Here is an 18,512-nt window from a genome sequence, read left to right as displayed (position 1 = left end):
CGAAGCCCCTGTCCGACTTGCCGGACAGGGGCTTCGCCGCTCGATGTTTCACGTGAAACGGTCAGCGTTTCACGTGAAACATCGGCGGTCCTTACGAACCGGTCGGGCCGCCGAACAGACTGCCGTTGCCATTGCCATTGCCGCCGCCGTTACCGCCCGGGTCCGAGGGGGTAGGACTGGTACCTCCCGTACTACCGCCGGTATCGCCCCCGGTGCCCCCATTGGTCGCCCCACCGGTGTCCTGGCAGCGGGGGTCCCACTTGGAGCAGGTCTCGGTCGGGCTCGGGCTCGTCGAGTTCGTCGGGGAAGCGGACTCACTGGGGGTCTCCGACGGAGTCTCCGTAGGCGTGTCCGACGGCGTCGGGGTCGGCGTCGGAGACGGCATGCCCGCCTCATCCACCCGCTGCCCGATGGACGTGGCGAGCGGGAAGGGCTCCCCTTGGACCCCGTTCATCGCCTGCAGCATGTACTCGGTCCACACCTCGGTGGGCAGTGCACCACCGTGGATCGAGTCGAAGCCACCGACACCGTTCATCGACAACTGACGCGGATTCTGCGCGTCCTCACGGAACATCGTGATGGCCGTCGAAAGCTGCTTGGTGTAGCCGACGAACCAGGCCGACTTGTTCTCGTCGGTGGTGCCGGTCTTGCCGGCTGCCGGCATGCCCAGCCGCTTGGCTTCCTTCGCCGTGCCGTTCTGGATGACGTTCTCCAGCACCTTGGTCACATTGTTGGCGATGTTGGAATCCATCGCGGTCTGCTGCTTGGGCTTCTCGAAGCCCGTCAGGTCCTCGCCCTCCTTGCTGACCTTGGTCACCGAATACGGCTCGACCTTCGTTCCCGACTCCGCAAAAGTCGCATAGGCATCGGCCATACGAATCGCGCTCGGTGTGGAGGTGCCCAGCGCGAACGACGGGTTCAGGTTCTTGTCGAAGCTGGCCGGTGCGATACCCGCGGACTCTGCCATGTCCCGGACCTTGTCCATCCCGACATCCATGCCGAGCTGAACGAATGGCGTGTTGACGGACTGCTCCATCGCCTTGGTCAGAGGGATATAGCCCCAGGGATGATTACTCTCGTTCTCCTGATAGAAGGGCGAGTTGTCCTTCTTCATGACGTAAGTGCCGTCCGCGTTCTTGACCTTGAGATGGTCATCGCCGTTGTAACGGCTGTCCGGCGAGACCGCCGTTCCATGGCTCGCGATGGTGCCGTACTTCATCGCCGCAGCGAGCACGAACGGCTTCCAGGTCGAGCCGACCGGCACACCGAAAGTGTCGGCGTTGTTGCTGAAGTGCCCCTTGTCGTAGCCCTCACCGCCGTACAGGGCGACGATCTTGCCGTCTCCCGGCACCACGGAGGCACCACCGAACTGGACGTATTTGTCCTTCGCGCGCTTCTTTGGATCGATGTATCGCTTATTGACCTTCTTGACCGCAGCCTCAAGCTGATGGGTCTTCTTCTCGTCGAAGGTCGTCCGGATCGTGTATCCGCCCTTGTCGAACTGTGCCTCGCTGATGCCCCCGTGCTTCAGCACGTACTTCTTCGCGGTGTCCATCAAGTAGCCGATCTGCCCGCCCTTGCTGGCCACCGCCTTCGGCCTGTTCGGCATGGGGAACTTCGTGTACTGCGCCCGCTCCTGCTTCGTCATGAGATTGTTCTCGACTTCGCGGTCGAGGATCCAGGACCACCGCGCCTTGGCACGCTTGGTGTTCTCCGCGACGGAGGCACCCGGGCCCGTACCGCCTGCCGGGTCATACAGGTCGGCACCCTTGAGCACGGTCGCCAGGAAGGCGCCCTCACTCGGCTTCAGCTTGCTTGCGTCCTTGCCGTAGTACGCCTGAGCCGCTGCCTGAATCCCGTAGGCGCCGCGCCCGTAGTAGCTGGTGTTCAGGTACCCCTGAAGGATCTTGCTCTTGTCCATCCGCCAGCCGACCTTGATCGCGATGAACAGTTCCTTGAACTTGCGGTCGAGGGTCTGCTGCTGGCTCAGCATCGCGTTCTTGACGTACTGCTGGGTGATGGTCGATCCACCCTGGGTCTCGCCGCCCTTGGCCATGTTGAGCACGGCACGCGCGATACCCATCGGGTCCACACCCGAGTCCGTCCGGAATGAAGCATTCTCCGCGGCGATCGCCGCATTCTGCATGGAGGTCGGAATTTCGGCGATATTGACGTTCTGCCGGTTTGTCTCACCGTCGCGGGCCATGATCTTGCCATTGGCCCAGAGGTAGACGTTGTTCTGCGACTTGGCGGCATCACTCTCGCTCGGGACATGCACCAAGGCCAGCGCTATCCCGGAGGCGCCGACAATCACGCCGAGGAAGGTGACGCAGAGGCTGGCCACCTGTTTCCAGGACGGCACAAAGCGTCTCCACCCGATGCGGTTGGCACGCGGGTAGTCGATGAAGCGCCTCTTGGCAGGCTTCCCGCTGCCGCGACCGCGTCCACGACCTCCCTCCGGGCCGCCACCGCCACCACCGCGACGGCCCCCACCACCACGACCGCCGGCGCCACCGCCGGTGGCCATGGCCGAGGCATCGGATGCCCGCCGGCGGCCGCCACGCTGGGCGGCTCTGCGAGCCTCGGCCCGCCCGCCCAGCTGCGACTCCTGGCCGGACGGTTCGGAGTGCGGGACAGGACCGGCAGCAGAGCCACGTGAAGGGGCGGAACGACGCCCTGGTGGCTGCTGTGCGGCGCGTCGGGCCGCGGCACGTCCGCCACTCTGCGGCTGTGGCGGTTTGCGACGGTGCTCGCTCATGGAACGAATACTCCTCGGGCAGGCGCGCTATCTCGTCGCCTGAAGGCGGCAGTTGTCTTCAGGTCCCCCCGATGCACGACCCGCTCCTGAGGCGCGAGCCGCACTACACCGAGGACGAGGACGCCTGATATAGGCCCACGGTTCCCGGCAGTCTGCATGCCGCACAGACTACGCACCGCCAAAACCTGCCCAGTGTTGAAATTCACTCCAAATCAGTCACGTCGATTAGCACGAATTGGTGATGTGACGCCGTTCACCGTCCCCCCTCTTGTTCCACCCAGGTGGCCGTTCTATCGTCTGGATGTATCGAGTCGATACATCAGCACGACATAAAGTACGCACGCGGCCAAGGAGGCGGAGGATGAGCAGACGTTCCGGCATCCTTGAGTTCGCCGTCCTCGGCCTGCTCCGTGAGTCCCCGATGCACGGCTATGAGCTGCGAAAACGGCTCAACACCTCGCTCGGTGTCTTCCGTGCGTTCAGCTATGGCACCCTTTACCCCTGCCTCAAGGCGCTGGTCGCGAGCGGCTGGCTCATCGAGGAGACGGACGGCGCCCCGGAGGGCGTTCCCGCCGCGGCTCTGACAGGGCGCCGAGCCAAGATCGTCTACCGATTGACCGCAGCGGGCAAAGGGCACTTCGAGGAGCTGCTCGCCCACTCCGGACCGGATGCATGGGAGGACGAGCACTTCGGCGTCCGCTTCGCATTCTTCGGCCAGACGTCGCGGGACGTGCGGATGCGCGTGCTGGAAGGCCGCCGAAGCCGGCTGGAGGAGCGCCTCGAGAAGATGCGTACCTCCTTGGCCAGGTCCCACGAGCGGCTGGACGACTACACCCTCGAGCTACAGCGGCACGGCATGGAATCCGTGGAGCGCGAAGTCCGTTGGTTGAACGACCTCATCGAGAGTGAGCGTGCCGGGCGCGATCAGCGCGCACCGGATCCCGCAGCGCAGGACAAGAAGAACGAGTCAGGAGATACGGGCGGCCTGCCCCGGCACCGGGGTGGTTCCCGGCCGGATCCGTCCGATGACACCACCACATGAGGCTCTGCTGTGCAGGTCCTCATCGAGAACACAGGGAGCAACCGGAATGGGTTCGGTTCGCGTAGCCATCGTCGGCGTGGGCAACTGCGCCGCCTCGCTGGTACAAGGCGTCGAGTACTACAAGGACGCCGACCCGAAGAGCCGCGTGCCCGGCCTCATGCACGTGCAGTTCGGCGACTACCACGTGCGTGACATCGAGTTCGTGGCTGCCTTCGACGTCGACGCCAAGAAGGTCGGCCTCGACCTCTCGGACGCCATCGGCGCCAGCGAGAACAACACCATCAAGATCTGCGATGTGCCGAACGCCGGCGTGCAGGTCCAGCGCGGCCACACCCTCGACGGCCTGGGCAAGTACTACCGCCAGACCATCGAGGAGTCCCCCGAGGCCCCGGTCGACATCGTCAAGGTCCTCAAGGACAAGCAGGTCGACGTTCTCGTCTGCTACCTCCCTGTCGGCTCCGAGGACGCCGCGAAGTACTACGCCCAGTGCGCCATCGACGCCAAGGTCGCGTTCGTCAACGCCCTCCCGGTCTTCATCGCCGGCACCAAGGAGTGGGCCGACAAGTTCACCGAGGCCGGTGTGCCGATCGTCGGTGACGACATCAAGTCGCAGGTCGGCGCCACCATCACGCACCGCGTGATGGCCAAGCTCTTCGAGGACCGGGGCGTCATCCTGGACCGCACGATGCAGCTGAACGTCGGCGGCAACATGGACTTCAAGAACATGCTCGAGCGGGAGCGCCTGGAGTCCAAGAAGATCTCCAAGACGCAGGCCGTCACCTCCCAGATCCGGGACCGTGAACTGGGCGAGGACAACGTCCACATCGGCCCCTCGGACTACGTGGCCTGGCTGGACGACCGCAAGTGGGCCTACGTCCGCCTCGAAGGCCGCGCCTTCGGTGACGTCCCGCTGAATCTCGAGTACAAGCTCGAGGTCTGGGACTCGCCGAACTCCGCGGGTGTCATCATCGACGCCCTGCGCGCCGCGAAGATCGCCAAGGACCGGGGCATCGGTGGCCCGATCCTCTCCGCGTCCTCGTACTTCATGAAGTCGCCGCCGGTGCAGTACTTCGACGACGAGGCACGGGTGAACGTCGAGAAGTTCATCAACGGCGAACTCGAGAGCTGAGGCGCCCGACGCACCCACTCTTCGCAGGCCTCCGGGTATTCCACCCGGGGGCCTGCGGGCTGTGTGAGGCTGTGCCTCATGCATGCAGTGCGCGATCTCCGCGTATTACTCCGGCTACGCGACTTCCGTTCGCTCCTTGCCGTACGGCTGCTGTCCCAAGCCGCCGACGGCGTCTTCCAGGTCGCGCTCGCCACCGTCGTCGTCTTCTCACCCGAGAAGCAGACCTCACCCGCAGCGATCGCCACCGCCATGGCGATCCTGCTGCTCCCGTACTCCCTCCTCGGGCCGTTCACCGGTGTGCTGCTCGACCGCTGGCGGCGCCGGCAGGTCCTGCTGTACGGAAATCTGCTGCGCGCCCTGCTGGCCATGGCGACAGCGGCACTGATCGTGTCGAAGGTCCCCGACTGGCTCTTCTACGCCTCGGCCCTGTCGGTGACCGCCGTGAACCGCTTCGTCCTGGCCGGGCTCTCGGCCGCGCTCCCACGTGTGGTCGACGGTGAACAGCAGCTGGTCATGGCCAACTCCCTTGCTCCCACGGCCGGAACTCTCGCCGCGACGGCCGGCGGCGGGCTCGCCTTCGCCGTCCGGCTGGCCGGCTCGCATGTGGACGCCTACGTCGTGCTGCTCGCCGCGGCCCTCTATTTCTGTTCGTCCCTCACCTCCCTGCGCATGGCACCGGAGCTGCTCGGCCCTGACCCCGCCCGCCTCCAACCGCACCTGCGGGAAGCCCTGTTGAGCACCGTGAGAGGACTTGCGGACGGTCTGCGCCACCTCGCCGAGCGGCGCACCCCGGCCCGTGCGCTGACCGCGATGACCTTGATCCGTTTCTGCTACGGAGCTCTGACGGTCATGGTGCTGATGCTGTGCCGGTACTCCTGGGCCGAGACCGAATCCGAGGGCCTGGCGCTGCTCGGGATCGCCGTCGGAGTGTCAGGAGCGGGCTTCTTCACGGCCGCTGTCGTCACACCCTGGGCGGTCGCGCGGCTCAGCGCGTTCGGCTGGATCGCCTGCTGTGCCGCGTTGGGCGCGGTATTGGTGCCGGCTCTCGGCCTGTTCTTCACGCCGGGTCCGATGCTGGCCGCCGCGTTTGTGCTCGGCCTCAGCACCCAAGGGACCAAGATCTCCACGGACACGATCGTCCAGTCGTCGGTCGACGATGCCTTCCGCGGCCGGATCTTCGCCATCTACGACGTGCTGTTCAATGTGGCGTTCGTCGGCGCGGCCGCGGTCGCCTCTCTCATGCTGCCGCCGGACGGAAAGTCAGCCGCTCTGCTCGGGGTGGTGACCGTGCTCTACGCGATGGTCGCCGCGGCAATGGCCCGCTATGGCCGCGGTTAGGCGCCGTCTCTCTCACCTCGCGTGACCCGGCCCCTGCGGCCAGCCCCCCGGACCAGATACCTTACGGGCGTCCTACACGAGCCTGTACACATCAATATCGGGGGAATCCCATGACCACGCCGCCTCAGGGCCAGAGTCCATACGGCCAGGCGCCGTACGGGCAGCAGCCATACGGACAGAACCCGTATCCGCAGGCACCGCAAGCGCCCCAGGCTCCCTACGGCCAGCCCCAGGGCGGCTACGCCTACCCCCAGCAGCCGCAGGCTCCGTACGGACAGCAGCCGCAGCCGGGTTACCCCATGGCGCCGCAGCAGCCCTACATGCAGGGCGGAGCTCCCGTCCCGCCGCAGCCTTCCCGTCCTCGCCGGTCTCCCATGGCGGTCCTGAAGGCGATCGGCGTCGTTGTCGCCCTGATCGTCGTGGCCGTGGCCTGGGTGAGCAGTTGGGACGACGCCGACACCGCCAAGGTCGGCGACTGCATGAAGAACAACGGCAACACGATCAACCCCGACCTTCAGGTGGTGGATTGTGGCACCGCAGAGGCCAAGTTCAAGGTGAAGGAGGTGCACTCCGACACCACCGACATGTCCGTCTGCCCCGCGAACACCACGGCCTACGCGGAGAGCCAGCACCGCCGTAGGGGCTCCGACACCAGGTTCGTGCTCTGCCTGACGGACGTGAAGTAGAGCCAGGCAGACACTTCGCACAGCACGCGGGGCGGTGTTTCACGTGAAACACCGCCCCGTTGTTTCACGTGAAACACGACGGTTCATCGACCGCCTGTTTCACGTGAAACATCAGCCCTGAGTGGCCCACCACTCCTTCAGAGCGGCGATGGCCGCCTCCCGGTCCATGGGCCCATGCTCCAGTCTGAGCTCCAGCATCTGCTTGTACGCCTTGCCGACCTCAGGCCCGGGGCCAATGCCCAGGATCTGCATGATGTCGTTCCCGTCCAGGTCCGGGCGGATGGAATCCAGTTCTTCCTGCTCCTGCAGCCGCGCGATGCGCTCCTCGAGCCCGTCGTAGGCGCGCGACAGGGCAGCAGCCTTGCGCTTGTTGCGGGTGGTGCAGTCCGAGCGCGTCAGCTTGTGCAGCCGCTCCAGCTGCGGGCCGGCGTCACGCACATACCGGCGGACCGCGGAGTCCGTCCACTCACCGGTTCCATAGCCGTGGAAGCGCAGATGCAGCTCCACCAGACGTGAGATGTCCTTGACCATGTCGTTGGAGTACTTCAGAGCGGTCAACCGCTTCTTGGTCATCTTCGCGCCCACCACCTCGTGATGGTGGAAGGAGACCCGGCCGTCCTGCTCGAAGCGCCGCGTCCTGGGCTTGCCGATGTCATGCAGGAGCGCCGCCAGCCGCAGCACCAGATCGGGGCCGTCCTCTTCGAGGTCGATCGCCTGCTCCAGGACCGTCAGCGAGTGCTCGTAGACATCTTTGTGACGGTGATGCTCGTCACGTTCCAGTCGCAGCGCGGGCAGCTCGGGCAGAACCATGTCGGCCAGGCCCGAATCCACGAACAGCCGCAGGCCCTTGCGCGGGTACGGCGCCAGGATCAGCTTGTTCAGCTCGTCCCGTACGCGCTCCGCGGAGACGATCTCGATACGGTCCGACATCGCCTCCATCGCGGCAACGACCTCGGGGGCGACCTCGAAGTCCAGCTGCGCGGCAAAGCGGGCCGCGCGCATCATCCGCAGTGGATCGTCCGAGAACGACTCCTCCGGCGTCCCCGGTGTCCGCAGCACCCGGGCGGCCAGGTCCTCCAGGCCGCCATGCGGGTCGACGAACTCCTTCTGCGGCAGCAGGACCGCCATGGCGTTCACCGTGAAGTCCCGGCGGACCAGGTCTTGCTCGATGGAGTCGCCGTAGGACACCTCGGGCTTGCGGGAGGTGCGGTCGTACGCCTCTGAGCGGTAGGTCGTGATCTCGATGTCGAACGAGTCCTTCTTGCAGCCGACCGTGCCGAAGGCGATGCCGACCTCCCAGAGCGCGTCCGCCCACGGCCGGACGATCTTCAGGACGTCCTCAGGGCGGGCGTCGGTGGTGAAGTCCAGGTCGTTGCCGAGCCGGCCGAGCAGCGCATCCCGGACCGAGCCGCCGACCAGGGCAAGCGTGAACCCGGCCTCCTGGAATCGGCGGGCCAGGTCGTCCGCAACGGGGGAAACCCTCAGCAGCTCGCTCACGGCGCGGCGCTGCACATGGTTCAGCTCGTTCGTCGACTGCGGGCTCCGCTCGGCGTGCGGGGCGGGGAGGTCATTGTTGGCGTTCGGCACAACAAAACAGGGTACGTGGCCGCGCGGCACGAGGCGTCACGTAATAAAGGGGACAGGCCGGGCGCGCGGCCGCCGGCCAAGCGATCATGTGGAGCAGTCCCCGGCACTCGGGCGCGCCAGGCCTCGTTACCATTCGTGGACGCACATTCCGACGACCACTGACGACGACGAGGGACGGGCGAGCGCGTGGCCGAGGCGGCAGGGTTCCAGGGGACTGAACGGCCGCGTGGTCGATGGCTGCGAAGGACCGTGACACTGCTCACTGGAGTGCTCCTGCTCGTGGGGCTGCTCCAGCTCCCGCACGCACCCTCGGCCCAGGCGGCTCCGACAGGCTCCCGCACCGTCGACGTCACCATCGACTCGATGTCCCCGTCCGCTCCCGCCAAGAGCGACACGATCACCGTCTCCGGCACGCTGACCAACAACGGCCGCAATACGATCACCGGCGCGCACGTGGGAATGCACCGCGGCGATGTGCTCGGCAGCCGCAGCGCCATCGAGGCTGTGACCCATCGCACCGGATATCAGCCGGGCACGGACGGCCAAGAGGTCGAGGGGCACAAGGAGAAGATCGACAAGCTGGAGCCGGGCATCAGCCGCCCCTTCACCCTCAGCGTGCCGGTCAAGGACCTCGATCTCGGCGATGACGGTGTGTATCAGATCGGCGTCTCTCTGTCCGGACGCTCCCAGGCCGGGGAGTACGAGCAGGTCCTCGGCATCGACCGGACGTTCCTGCCCTGGCAGACGGCAAACGTCGACAAGAAGACGCAGCTCACCTACCTGTGGCCGCTGATCTCCTCCACCCACCTCACCGCCGAGACCGACGCCGACGCCCAGCAGACGCCGGTCTTCCTCAACGACGACCTGGCCGCCGAGCTCGCGCCCGGAGGCCGGCTGCAGCAGATGGTCGCGCTCGGCAAGAACCTGCCGGTGACCTTCGCCATCGACCCCGACCTGCTCGCGACCGTCGATGCGATGACCAAGTCGTACCGGGTGGACGGCCCCGACGGCCCCATGGGCAAGAACCAGGCGGTCGCCAAGCAGTGGCTGCACGAGCTCGAAGAAGCGGTCAAGACGCACGAGGTTGTCGCGCTGCCGTTCGCCGACCCCGACCTGGCCTCGCTCGCGCACCACGGCAAGGGCGTGCCCAGCGCGCTCAGCCACCTCGGTCCGGCCACCGACCTCGCCGACAAGACCGTGGACACGATCCTCGGTGTCAAACCGCGTACGGACTTCGCCTGGCCCGTCGACGGCGCGATCGACTCCTCCATCGTCGATGTCGCCACCTCGGCCGGTGCGCACAACGTGATCACCCGTAGCGACAGCCTGCGGGAGACCGGCGGACTGTCCTACACCCCGACGGCGGCCCGCCCCATCGGTGGCGGCAACACCGCGATCGTCGCGGACGCGCAGCTCTCGCAGGCCTTCGAGGGCGATATGTCGAAGGCTGGAAACGCCACCCGCGCGGTCCAGGAGTTCCTCGCCCAGACCCAGATGATCAATCTCCAGGACCCGGACCGGCAGCGCAGCGTCGTCGTCGCGCCGCAGCGCATTCCGTCGGTCAGCCAGGCTCAGGCGATGGCCACCGCGCTGCGGGATCTGAAGGAGTCCGGGCGCTGGAGCCAGTCGCTGAGCCTCGGCAGCGCGGCCAAGGCCAAGCCCGACCCCGCGGCCACCCGTCAGGTGCCGAGCGGCGCTGCCTACCCGTCCTCGCTGCGCAGGCGAGAGCTCTCCACCGACGCCTTCCGGCAGATCCAGGGCACCCAGTCCGCACTGGACGACTTCCGGGTGATCCTGGCCCAGCCGGAGCGGGTGGTGACCCCGTTCGGCAACGCGATAATGCGGGAGATGTCGACGCAGTGGCGCGGCGACGGCACCGGCGCCGCCGCGTTCCGTCACTCCGTGCGCAGCTACCTCGACGGTCTGACGAAGAAGGTGCGCCTGATCCAGAAGTCGGACGCCACGCTCTCCGGGCGCAGCGCCACGATTCCGGTGACGGTCCAGAACAACCTCTTCCAGGGCGTCAAGGACATGACGCTGAAGCTGACCTCTTCCCAGCCCAACCGGCTGGACCCGGGGAAGTCGCAGCAGATCACGGTGGACGGCGGGCACAGCCAGTCGTTCAAGTTCAACACCACGGCGAACGCCAACGGTCGCGCCTGGGTGACCGCACAGCTCTACACCGCGGACGGAAAGCCCTACGGTGAGCGCATGACGTTCCAGGTGAACGTCACGGAGATCACCGCGACGGTGATGCTCGTCATCGCGGGGGGCGTGCTCCTGCTCGTCCTCGCCGGCGTGCGGATCTATCTCCAGCGCAAGCGGGCGGCCGCCCAGCGCGCCGAGGACGGGTCCGACGACGACGGGTCCGATGGCGAGCCGGGCACCGACGGCGACAACGGTGGCACGGACGGCGACGAGCCCGAGCAGCCGAGTGACCCCACGCCGGACACCGGATCGGAAAGCTCCGGCCCGTCCGGCTCAGGTGAGAAAGTGGACCGTTGATATATGGCGGGGCCGGATGGCCGGCGACGGATGAGGTGGGGCAGCGATGAATGCGCCGTACGACGGTGACCGGGGCCGGGGCGCCAATGGCGACCCCATGGGGCCGGTCCCTCCGACGCCCCAGTTGCCCGCGGACCAGGACCCCTACGTCCAGGACGCCTACCGCAACGATCCGCACCACGCGCAGGACCCGACGGCCCAGGACCCGGTGACCGAGGCGCTCTACGACCGCGCCGCGCACCCGCCGCCGCCTCCAGGGCAGCCCACGCAACCGCTCTACCAGCAGCCTGCCGCGGGCCGGCACACCCCTGACCCGCAGCTCTGGGCCTCGCCTCCGCCGCCCGAGCCGCAGGGCCCCACCCGCAATCTCCCGTACGGCGACGCCGCCGCGACGACGCAGTTCGTGGGCGTCGACGACCTGATCACACAGGCCGCCGACGAGCGTCCGGAGCCCGACGCCTTTGCGCATCTCTTCCGGGACCAGCAGCCCTACGAGCCCCAGCACCCCGCTCAGCAGGCACCGGTCGGCCCGCCCATGATCGGTGGGGCACCCGCCCCGGAGGCCGTGCCCCAGCAGTCCGCGCCGGCGCCGGAGCCCGCCCCCGCCCCCGTGGCGGCGGCCGGCAAGCCCTCCGGCGGCCGCGCCTCCGGCCTGCTCAAGTCCAGCGCGGTGATGGCCGCCGGCACGATGGTGTCCCGCCTCACGGGCTTCATCCGCTCGGCGCTGATCGTCGCCGCGCTCGGCGGCGCGGTCTTGGGTGACTCCTGGCAGGTCGCCTACCAGCTCCCGACGATGATCTTCATCCTGACCATCGGCGGCGGCCTGAACTCCGTCTTCGTCCCGCAGCTGGTGCGCGCGATGAAGGAGGACGACGACGGCGGCGAGGCCTATGCCAACCGGCTGCTCACGCTGGTCGTCGTGGTCCTCGGCGTACTGACGGTGCTGTCGGTGTTCGCGGCGCCGCTGCTGGTGAAACTGGTCTCGTTCGACATCTCACGCGACCCGGCGGCCAACGAAGTCGCCGTCGCGTTCACCCGCTACTGCGTACCCACGATCTTCTTCATGGGTCTGCATGTGGTGATGGGACAGATCCTCAACGCCCGCGGCCGCTTCGGCGCGATGATGTGGACCCCGGTCCTCAACAACATCGTCATGATCGCCACCTTCGGCCTGTTCATCTGGGTCTACGGCACGGCGAAGACCTCGCACATCGGCGTCACCACCATCCCCGACGAGGGCATCCGCCTCCTGGGGATCGGCACCCTCCTCGGGCTCGTCGTCCAGGCGCTGGCGATGATCCCCTACCTGCGCGACGCCGACTTCAAGCTCCGGCTGCGCTTCGACTGGCGTGGCCACGGCCTGGGCAAGGCCGCCAAGCTCGCCAAGTGGACGGTGCTGTTCGTGCTCGCCAACCAGGCGGGCGTCCTCGTCGTCACCCAGCTCTCCACCTGGGCCGGCAACACCGCCGACCAGCAGGGCCACCCGGGCACCGGTTTCATCTCGTACGCCAGCGCCCAGCTGATCTGGAACATGCCGCAGGCGATCATCACCGTCTCCGTGATGGCGGCGCTGCTGCCGCGGCTGGCCCGCTCCGCGCACGACGGTGACACCGGAGCCGTCCGCGACGACATCTCGCAGGGCCTGCGCACCTCCGCCGTCGCCATCGTCCCGATCTCGTTCGGCTTTCTCTCCCTCGGCATCCCGCTGTGCACGCTGGTCTACGGCTCGTCCGGCGCCGGCATCCCGATGGGCTACATGCTGATGGGCTTCGGCGTGGGTCTGATCCCGTTCTCGGTGCAGTACGTCGTCCTGCGCGCCTTCTACGCGTACGAAGACACCCGCACGCCCTTCTACAACACGGTGATCGTCGCCGCCGTCAACGCCGCGGCCTCCGGTCTCTGCTTCCTGGTCCTGCCCGCCCGCTGGGCCGTGGTCGGCATGGCCGCCTCCTACGGCCTGGCGTACATCATCGGCGTCGGCGTGGCCTGGCGCCGCCTGGGCAAGCGCATGGACGGCGACCTCGACACCGCCCATGTGGTGCGGACCTACGCACGGCTGGCCGGCGCCAGCATCCCGGCGACGCTCGTGTCGGGGGCCGTGGTGTACGGCGTCATGCAAACGCTCGGCAGTGGGTTCCTCGGTTCGCTGGCCGCGCTCGTCGCCGGCTCTGCCGCACTTCTGGCCGTCTTCTACATCGCTGCACGCAAAATGCGCATCGAGGAACTGAACGCCCTGGTCGGCATGGTCCGGTCAAAGCTTGGGCGCTGAGAGAGCACAACCATCGGCTGCCACCGTGTGTCGTGCATAGTGGCGGACTGTGGGCACAATTGTCTTGGCTCATTGAGCCTGCAACGGATGGGGAGGCAGGAACGACGGTGGCGGAACGGAGCACGGCTGCCGTCGACGTGGCCGACACGAGCGGTGAAGAACCGCTGACCGCCAAGGCGGGTAAGGCCACGGACGACGGTGCTAAGGCCGAAAAGGTATCCGGCGGGGAAAAGGACGCCGCACGCACCGACGAGATGCGTGCCGACGCGGCCGAGGCCCAGCCACCGGAACTGCACAGCGGCCACAAGCTCGCCAGACGCTACCGCCTCGAAGAGTGCGTCACCCGTCTGGACGGATTCAGCAGCTGGCGCGCGGTCGACGAAAAGCTGCGCCGGGCCGTCGGCGTGCATATCCTGCCCGCCGACCATCCGCGGGCCCGGCCGGTACTGTCCGCGGCCCGTTCCTCGGCGTTGCTGGGTGACCCCCGTTTCGTCCAGGTCCTGGACGCCGTCGAGGAGAACGACCTCGTCTACGTCGTTCACGAATGGCTGCCGGACGCCACCGAGCTCACCACCGTGCTCGCCAACGGCCCGCTCGAGCCGCATGACGCCTACCAGCTCGTCAGCCAGGTCTCCCAGGCCATGGCCGCCGCGCACCGCGAGGGTCTGGCCCATCTGCGGATCACCCCCGGCTCGGTGCTGCGCACGGAGTCCGGGCAGTACCGCATCCGGGGCCTGGCCGTCATGGCGGCGCTGCGCGGCATCAGCTGCGAGCACCCGCAGCGCACGGACACGGAGGCGATCGGCGCGCTGCTGTACGCCGCGCTGACCCAGCGCTGGCCGTACGAGAACGACGCCCATGGCCTCACCGGCCTACCGAAGGGCGTCGGGCTGATCGCGCCCGACCAGGTGCGCGCCGGTGTCCACCGCGGGCTGTCCGAGCTCGCCATGCGCGCGCTGATCAACGACGGCGCCACGGCTTCCCGCCAGGAGCAGCCCTGCACCACCCCGGAGGAGCTGGCCAAGGCCGTCGCGGCCATGCCGCGTATCCGGCCTCCGGAGACAGCCTTTACCGCCCCGACGCCGTACCAGCGCACGGGGTACCAGCAGGGCAGCTACCGGCAGTCGTCGGCCCACAACGGTCCGTCCGCCCGGCAGACACAACCCGTCCCCACGCCTCCGCCCCCGCTGCAGAGCCGCACGGGCAGGGCGCTGAAGTGGTCCGTCTCCGCGCTGCTCATCGCGGCGCTGGGACTGGGCAGCTGGCAGCTGGCGGACACGCTGCTGAAGCGCGAGAACGACACGGAAGACCCGGGGAACTCGCAGCCGAGCGGTGGCGCGGCCAGGAAGCCGGGCGGTAAGCCGATCAAGATCGTGGATGCCGCGGAGTACTACCCGGACGGCCAGCCGCAGCACCCCGAGCAGGCGCAGGACACCCACGACGGGGACCTCAGCACCTACTGGCGCAGCAAGAGCTATCACGAAGGCCCCGACCTGAACCCGGCCTTCAAGAAGGGCGTCGGCCTCGTCTACGACCTCGGCTCGAATCGGCAGATAAGCAGCGCGACGATCGGGCTGCACTACATCGGTAAACACACCACCGTGACGCTCTATGCGGCCAATTCGCTCTCGCCGTCCGAGCCACTGAGCTCCATGCGCAAGCTCGCCTCGGGCCAGACCGCGGGAACGACCGCAAAGATCAAGCTGAAGCAGCCGGCAAAGGCGCGCTACGTCGTCGCATGGATCACCGCGATGCCCTATGCGCCGCGTGACGAGTTCAGCGATCCCGGCTTCAAGCAGGCCGTGACAGAGGTGTCCTTCACCAGCTGAGCAGGCGGTGAAGGACGGGCGACCGTCGAGGACCGCACAGGGGGCTCCGGCCGGATATCCGGCCGGAGCCCCCTTCCTCGTCAGGCTCCGGCGCGGTGCTGTGCGCCCGCGCGAGAACGGCGTGTTTCGGCCGCCCGTCCGCTGGTCGCGGCCGTTCTCCAGCATTTACTTTCGTGACCTGGCGGGCTTCAATGGACCGAGATCAGGCAGCTACGGCCGGGGGGCCCGTGTCCACCGACAGCAACGAGGCTTCGACACCAACCGACGCCGATCTCCTTGCCCTGCATGTAAAAGGCGACCCCGATGCCTTCGGGGAGATCGTCCGGCGGCATCGCGACCGCCTCTGGGCGGTGGCACTGCGCACCCTTGGTGACCGCGAGGAAGCCGCCGACGCCGTGCAGGACGCCCTGGTCTCCGCCTACCGGGCAGCCCACACCTTCCGCGGCCAGTCCGCAGTGACCACATGGCTGCACCGCATCACGGTCAATGCCTGTCTGGACCGAGCCCGTAAAGCCGCCTCCCGGCGCACCTCGCCCGTCGCCGAGACCGAGCGGCTGGAGCAGCTTCTCGAGCCCCAGGAATCCGCTGAGGTGCCCGCCGAGCGCCAGGATCTGCACCGAGAGCTGCTCAGCGCCCTGCGCACCCTTCCCGAGGAACAGCGTGCCGCGCTCGTCCTCGTCGATATGCAGGGCTACCCCGTCGCGGAAGCCGCCTCGATCCTTGACGTCCCGACCGGAACGGTGAAAAGCCGCTGCGCACGAGGCCGGGCTCGACTCCTCCCCTTGGTCACCCATCTGCGCGCCGACGGCGGGGATAGCAAACCCGCGAGCGGGGGAAGGAACCGGGCGCAGGGGACATCCGTCCCACCGACGGCAGGGCCGAAGGACACAGGTGCCGTGAAGGGCGGAGGTGGGCGAGCGTGACGTCGACGACCGGCACAGGTGAGCACCCGGAGGTCTCCGAGATCTCCGACCTCACTGACGGGCTGCTTTCTCCGACGCGCACGGCGGATCTGCGCGACCATCTCGCCGGCTGCGCGCTGTGCGACGACGTCTATGCGTCGCTGGAAGAAATCCGGGGGCTGCTCGGCACGCTCCCCGGTCCGACGCGGATGCCGGCGGATGTCGCCGGGCGTATCGATGCCGCCCTCGCGGCCGAGGCACTGCTCAACGCCACCACTCCCGCCGGCGGGGCGCATGTTTCACGTGAAACAGCCACCGCCCCCATCGATGTTTCACGTGAAACAACGACCGAGACCGACGACTCGCCCAGTCACGTGACATCGCCCACCCGGCCCGCCGGGCGTCCGCGAGGCGCCACTGGGCCGGGCCGCCAGACGCCCGGTGGCCGCTCGTCCCGTGCGCGGCGCTGGCCCCGGATTCTGCTCGGCACCGCGGCGGCCGCGGCGGTCCTCAGCTTCGGGGGCCTTCTCATCCAGAACGCCGCCGTCGACGGCACCACGGCAAGCAACCAGGACCGAGCCACCGCGACCACCGAGAAGAGCACAGGCGGCGCGGCCGGCCTGACCACCGCGAGCCTCGGCTCACACGTCCACGATCTGCTCGCGGCCAAGGGTTCTCATCATTCCCCGGACATCGGCATCCGGAGCTCCCCCGACACCCCGCTGCGTGGCAACGCCGACACCATCCCGTCGTGTGTCCGCCAGGGCATCGGGCGTCCGGAATCCCCACTCGCGTCCAGCCACACCCGCTACCAGGGCAAGGACGCCTTCCTCGTCGTGCTGCCCCACCCGGCCGACCCCAAGCGTGTCTCGGCCTATGTCGTCGCTTCCTCGTGTGTCTCTGCCACGCCGCCCACTCCCGGAAAGGTCCTGCTGTCGCACTCGTTCCAGCGAGACTGAACGACGAGACGTGCGCTGTGCCACTCCGGGAATGCTCGCCCCGTAGGATCCGTTGGGTGGGGTGAGAGTTCCGAGAGCCCCAGCAAGCAGTCGGCAGAGACAAGGAAGACACCCGTGAGCGACGTCCGCAACGTGATCATCATCGGCTCCGGGCCCGCGGGCTACACCGCAGCGCTCTACACCGCCCGCGCGTCCCTGAAGCCGCTCGTCTTCGAAGGTGCCGTCACCGCCGGAGGCGCCCTGATGAACACCACCGACGTGGAGAACTTCCCCGGTTTCCGCGACGGCATCATGGGGCCGGACCTGATGGACAACATGCGCGCCCAGGCCGAGCGCTTCGGTGCCGAGCTTGTGCCGGACGACATTGTTGCGGTCGACCTCTCCGAGGAGATCAAGACCGTCACCGACACCGCCGGCAATGTGCACCGCGCGAAGGCCGTCATCGTCAGCACAGGCTCCCAGCACCGCAAGCTCGGCCTGCCCCGTGAGGACGAGCTCTCCGGCCGCGGCGTCTCCTGGTGCGCCACCTGTGACGGGTTCTTCTTCAAGGACCAGGACATCGCCGTCATCGGCGGAGGCGACACCGCGATGGAGGAGGCTACCTTCCTCTCGCGCTTCGCCAAGTCGGTCACGGTCGTCCACCGCCGCGACACCCTGCGCGCCAGCAAGGCGATGCAGGACCGCGCCTTCGCCGACCCGAAGATCAAGTTTGTGTGGGACAGCGAGGTCGCCGACGTTCACGGCGACAACAAGCTCGCGGGTCTGACGCTGCGCAACGTCAAGACCGGCGAGACCTCCGAGCTCCCCGTCACGGGCCTCTTCATCGCGATCGGCCACGACCCGCGCACGGAGCTGTTCAAGGGCCAGTTGAACCTCGACGACGAGGGTTACCTCAAGGTCGACGCCCCCAGCACGCGGACCAACCTGACGGGCGTCTTCGCCGCCGGCGATGTCGTCGACCACACCTACCGCCAGGCGATCACCGCGGCCGGCACGGGTTGCTCCGCCGCCCTCGACGCCGAGCGGTTCCTGGCTGCGCTGTCGGACGGCGAGGCGACCGCCGAGCCGGACAAGACCGTCTCCGCCTGACCCGCGCACCCAGCTTTCCCACCACCCACCCAGTAAGGAGATTGCCATGGCCGGCGCCACGGTGACCGTCACGGACGACAACTTCGAAGAGGTCGTCCTCAAGAGCGACAAGCCCGTCCTCGTGGACTTCTGGGCCACCTGGTGCGGCCCGTGCCGCCAGGTCGCCCCGTCCCTGGAGGCGATTGCTGCCGAGCACGACGAGATCGTCATCGCCAAGCTCAACACCGACGAGAACCCGGCGACCACCGCCAAGTACGGCGTCATGTCGATCCCGACCATGAACGTCTACCAGGGCGGCGAGGTCGTGAAGACCATCGTCGGCGCCAAGCCGAAGGCAGCGATCGAGCGCGACCTGGCGGACTTCCTCGCCTGAGTCACGCCGCCATGTTTCACGGGAAACGGGCCCGCCCTCACTGCGG

13 protein-coding genes are annotated in these 18,512 nt (G+C 67.8%); 11 read left to right on the top strand and 2 right to left on the bottom strand.

What is annotated here, in order from left to right; all coding sequences use genetic code 11:
• Positions 1 to 91: 91 nt before the first annotated feature.
• The gene (locus KI385_RS23280) at positions 92 to 2,758 is read right to left on the bottom strand and encodes a transglycosylase domain-containing protein (protein WP_425356942.1); all 2,667 of its coding nucleotides are present in this window, start codon (positions 2,756 to 2,758) and stop codon (positions 92 to 94) included.
• A 361-nt stretch (positions 2,759 to 3,119) separates the two neighbouring features.
• On the opposite strand from KI385_RS23280, the gene KI385_RS23275 reads away from it, so the two are divergent.
• The 4 genes from KI385_RS23275 to KI385_RS23260 all read left to right on the top strand — a co-directional run bounded on the left by KI385_RS23275 (position 3,120) and on the right by KI385_RS23260 (position 6,953).
• Positions 3,120 to 3,800: a PadR family transcriptional regulator gene (locus tag KI385_RS23275; protein ID WP_238574087.1), complete on the top strand. Its 681-nt coding sequence runs from the start codon at positions 3,120 to 3,122 to the stop codon at positions 3,798 to 3,800.
• Between the two features lie 46 nt (positions 3,801 to 3,846).
• Positions 3,847 to 4,929: an inositol-3-phosphate synthase gene (locus KI385_RS23270; RefSeq protein ID WP_238574086.1), complete on the top strand. Its 1,083-nt coding sequence runs from the start codon at positions 3,847 to 3,849 to the stop codon at positions 4,927 to 4,929.
• Positions 4,930 to 5,007: 78 nt separating this feature from the next.
• On the top strand, positions 5,008 to 6,267 hold the full coding sequence (locus tag KI385_RS23265) for an MFS transporter (protein ID WP_238574085.1): 1,260 nt from the start codon (positions 5,008 to 5,010) through the stop codon (positions 6,265 to 6,267).
• Between the two features lie 110 nt (positions 6,268 to 6,377).
• A complete protein-coding gene (locus KI385_RS23260) occupies positions 6,378 to 6,953 on the top strand; it encodes an LppU/SCO3897 family protein (RefSeq protein ID WP_238574084.1) in 576 nt (191 codons plus the stop codon).
• 111 nt (positions 6,954 to 7,064) lie between these two features.
• Here the strand turns inward: KI385_RS23260 and KI385_RS23255 are convergent, their stop codons facing one another.
• Positions 7,065 to 8,540, bottom strand: coding sequence for a CCA tRNA nucleotidyltransferase (locus tag KI385_RS23255; RefSeq protein WP_238574083.1), 1,476 nt, complete (start codon positions 8,538 to 8,540; stop codon positions 7,065 to 7,067).
• A 249-nt stretch (positions 8,541 to 8,789) separates the two neighbouring features.
• On the opposite strand from KI385_RS23255, the gene KI385_RS23250 reads away from it, so the two are divergent.
• The 7 genes from KI385_RS23250 (at position 8,790) to trxA (ending at position 18,466) form a co-directional block, all read left to right on the top strand.
• Positions 8,790 to 11,045 (top strand): DUF6049 family protein, encoded by a 2,256-nt coding sequence (locus tag KI385_RS23250; RefSeq protein ID WP_238574082.1) that lies wholly within the window; start codon positions 8,790 to 8,792, stop codon positions 11,043 to 11,045.
• A gap of 46 nt (positions 11,046 to 11,091) precedes the next feature.
• Positions 11,092 to 13,314 carry a murein biosynthesis integral membrane protein MurJ gene (murJ, locus tag KI385_RS23245; protein ID WP_238574081.1) on the top strand — a complete coding sequence of 741 codons (2,223 nt, stop codon included), beginning with the start codon at positions 11,092 to 11,094 and terminating at the stop codon, positions 13,312 to 13,314.
• Between the two features lie 107 nt (positions 13,315 to 13,421).
• A complete protein-coding gene (locus KI385_RS23240) occupies positions 13,422 to 15,143 on the top strand; it encodes a protein kinase family protein (RefSeq protein WP_238574080.1) in 1,722 nt (573 codons plus the stop codon).
• A 227-nt stretch (positions 15,144 to 15,370) separates the two neighbouring features.
• A complete protein-coding gene (gene sigM, locus KI385_RS23235; protein WP_238574079.1) occupies positions 15,371 to 16,066 on the top strand; it encodes an RNA polymerase sigma factor SigM in 696 nt (231 codons plus the stop codon).
• Positions 16,063 to 17,004 carry an anti-sigma factor family protein gene (locus KI385_RS23230; protein ID WP_238574078.1) on the top strand — a complete coding sequence of 314 codons (942 nt, stop codon included), beginning with the start codon at positions 16,063 to 16,065 and terminating at the stop codon, positions 17,002 to 17,004. Before sigM ends, KI385_RS23230 begins: the two co-directional genes overlap by 4 nt.
• 114 nt (positions 17,005 to 17,118) lie before the next feature.
• Entirely contained in the window at positions 17,119 to 18,093 is a 975-nt protein-coding gene (gene trxB, locus KI385_RS23225) for a thioredoxin-disulfide reductase (protein WP_238574077.1), read from the top strand.
• A 46-nt stretch (positions 18,094 to 18,139) separates the two neighbouring features.
• Positions 18,140 to 18,466, top strand: coding sequence for a thioredoxin (gene trxA, locus KI385_RS23220; protein WP_069573198.1), 327 nt, complete (start codon positions 18,140 to 18,142; stop codon positions 18,464 to 18,466).
• Positions 18,467 to 18,512 lie beyond the last annotated feature (46 nt).

Origin of the sequence: Streptomyces inhibens (assembly GCF_022221585.1) — a bacterium.
Classification (GTDB): domain Bacteria; phylum Actinomycetota; class Actinomycetes; order Streptomycetales; family Streptomycetaceae; genus Streptomyces; species Streptomyces inhibens.
The sequence above is the reverse complement of the archived record's forward strand: the minus strand, read 5'-3'. Positions and strand labels throughout refer to the sequence as shown.

Bases quoted from the DNA above. Each gene is read 5' to 3' on its own strand.
- KI385_RS23280 (WP_425356942.1), bottom strand. From the start codon at position 2,758: ATGAGCGAGCACCGTCGCAAACCGCCACAGCCGCAGAGTGGCGGACGT.
- KI385_RS23275 (WP_238574087.1), top strand. From the start codon at position 3,120: ATGAGCAGACGTTCCGGCATCCTTGAGTTCGCCGTCCTCGGCCTGCTC.
- KI385_RS23270 (WP_238574086.1), top strand. From the start codon at position 3,847: ATGGGTTCGGTTCGCGTAGCCATCGTCGGCGTGGGCAACTGCGCCGCC.
- KI385_RS23265 (WP_238574085.1), top strand. From the start codon at position 5,008: ATGCATGCAGTGCGCGATCTCCGCGTATTACTCCGGCTACGCGACTTC.
- KI385_RS23260 (WP_238574084.1), top strand. From the start codon at position 6,378: ATGACCACGCCGCCTCAGGGCCAGAGTCCATACGGCCAGGCGCCGTAC.
- murJ (WP_238574081.1), top strand. From the start codon at position 11,092: ATGAATGCGCCGTACGACGGTGACCGGGGCCGGGGCGCCAATGGCGAC.
- trxA (WP_069573198.1), top strand. From the start codon at position 18,140: ATGGCCGGCGCCACGGTGACCGTCACGGACGACAACTTCGAAGAGGTC.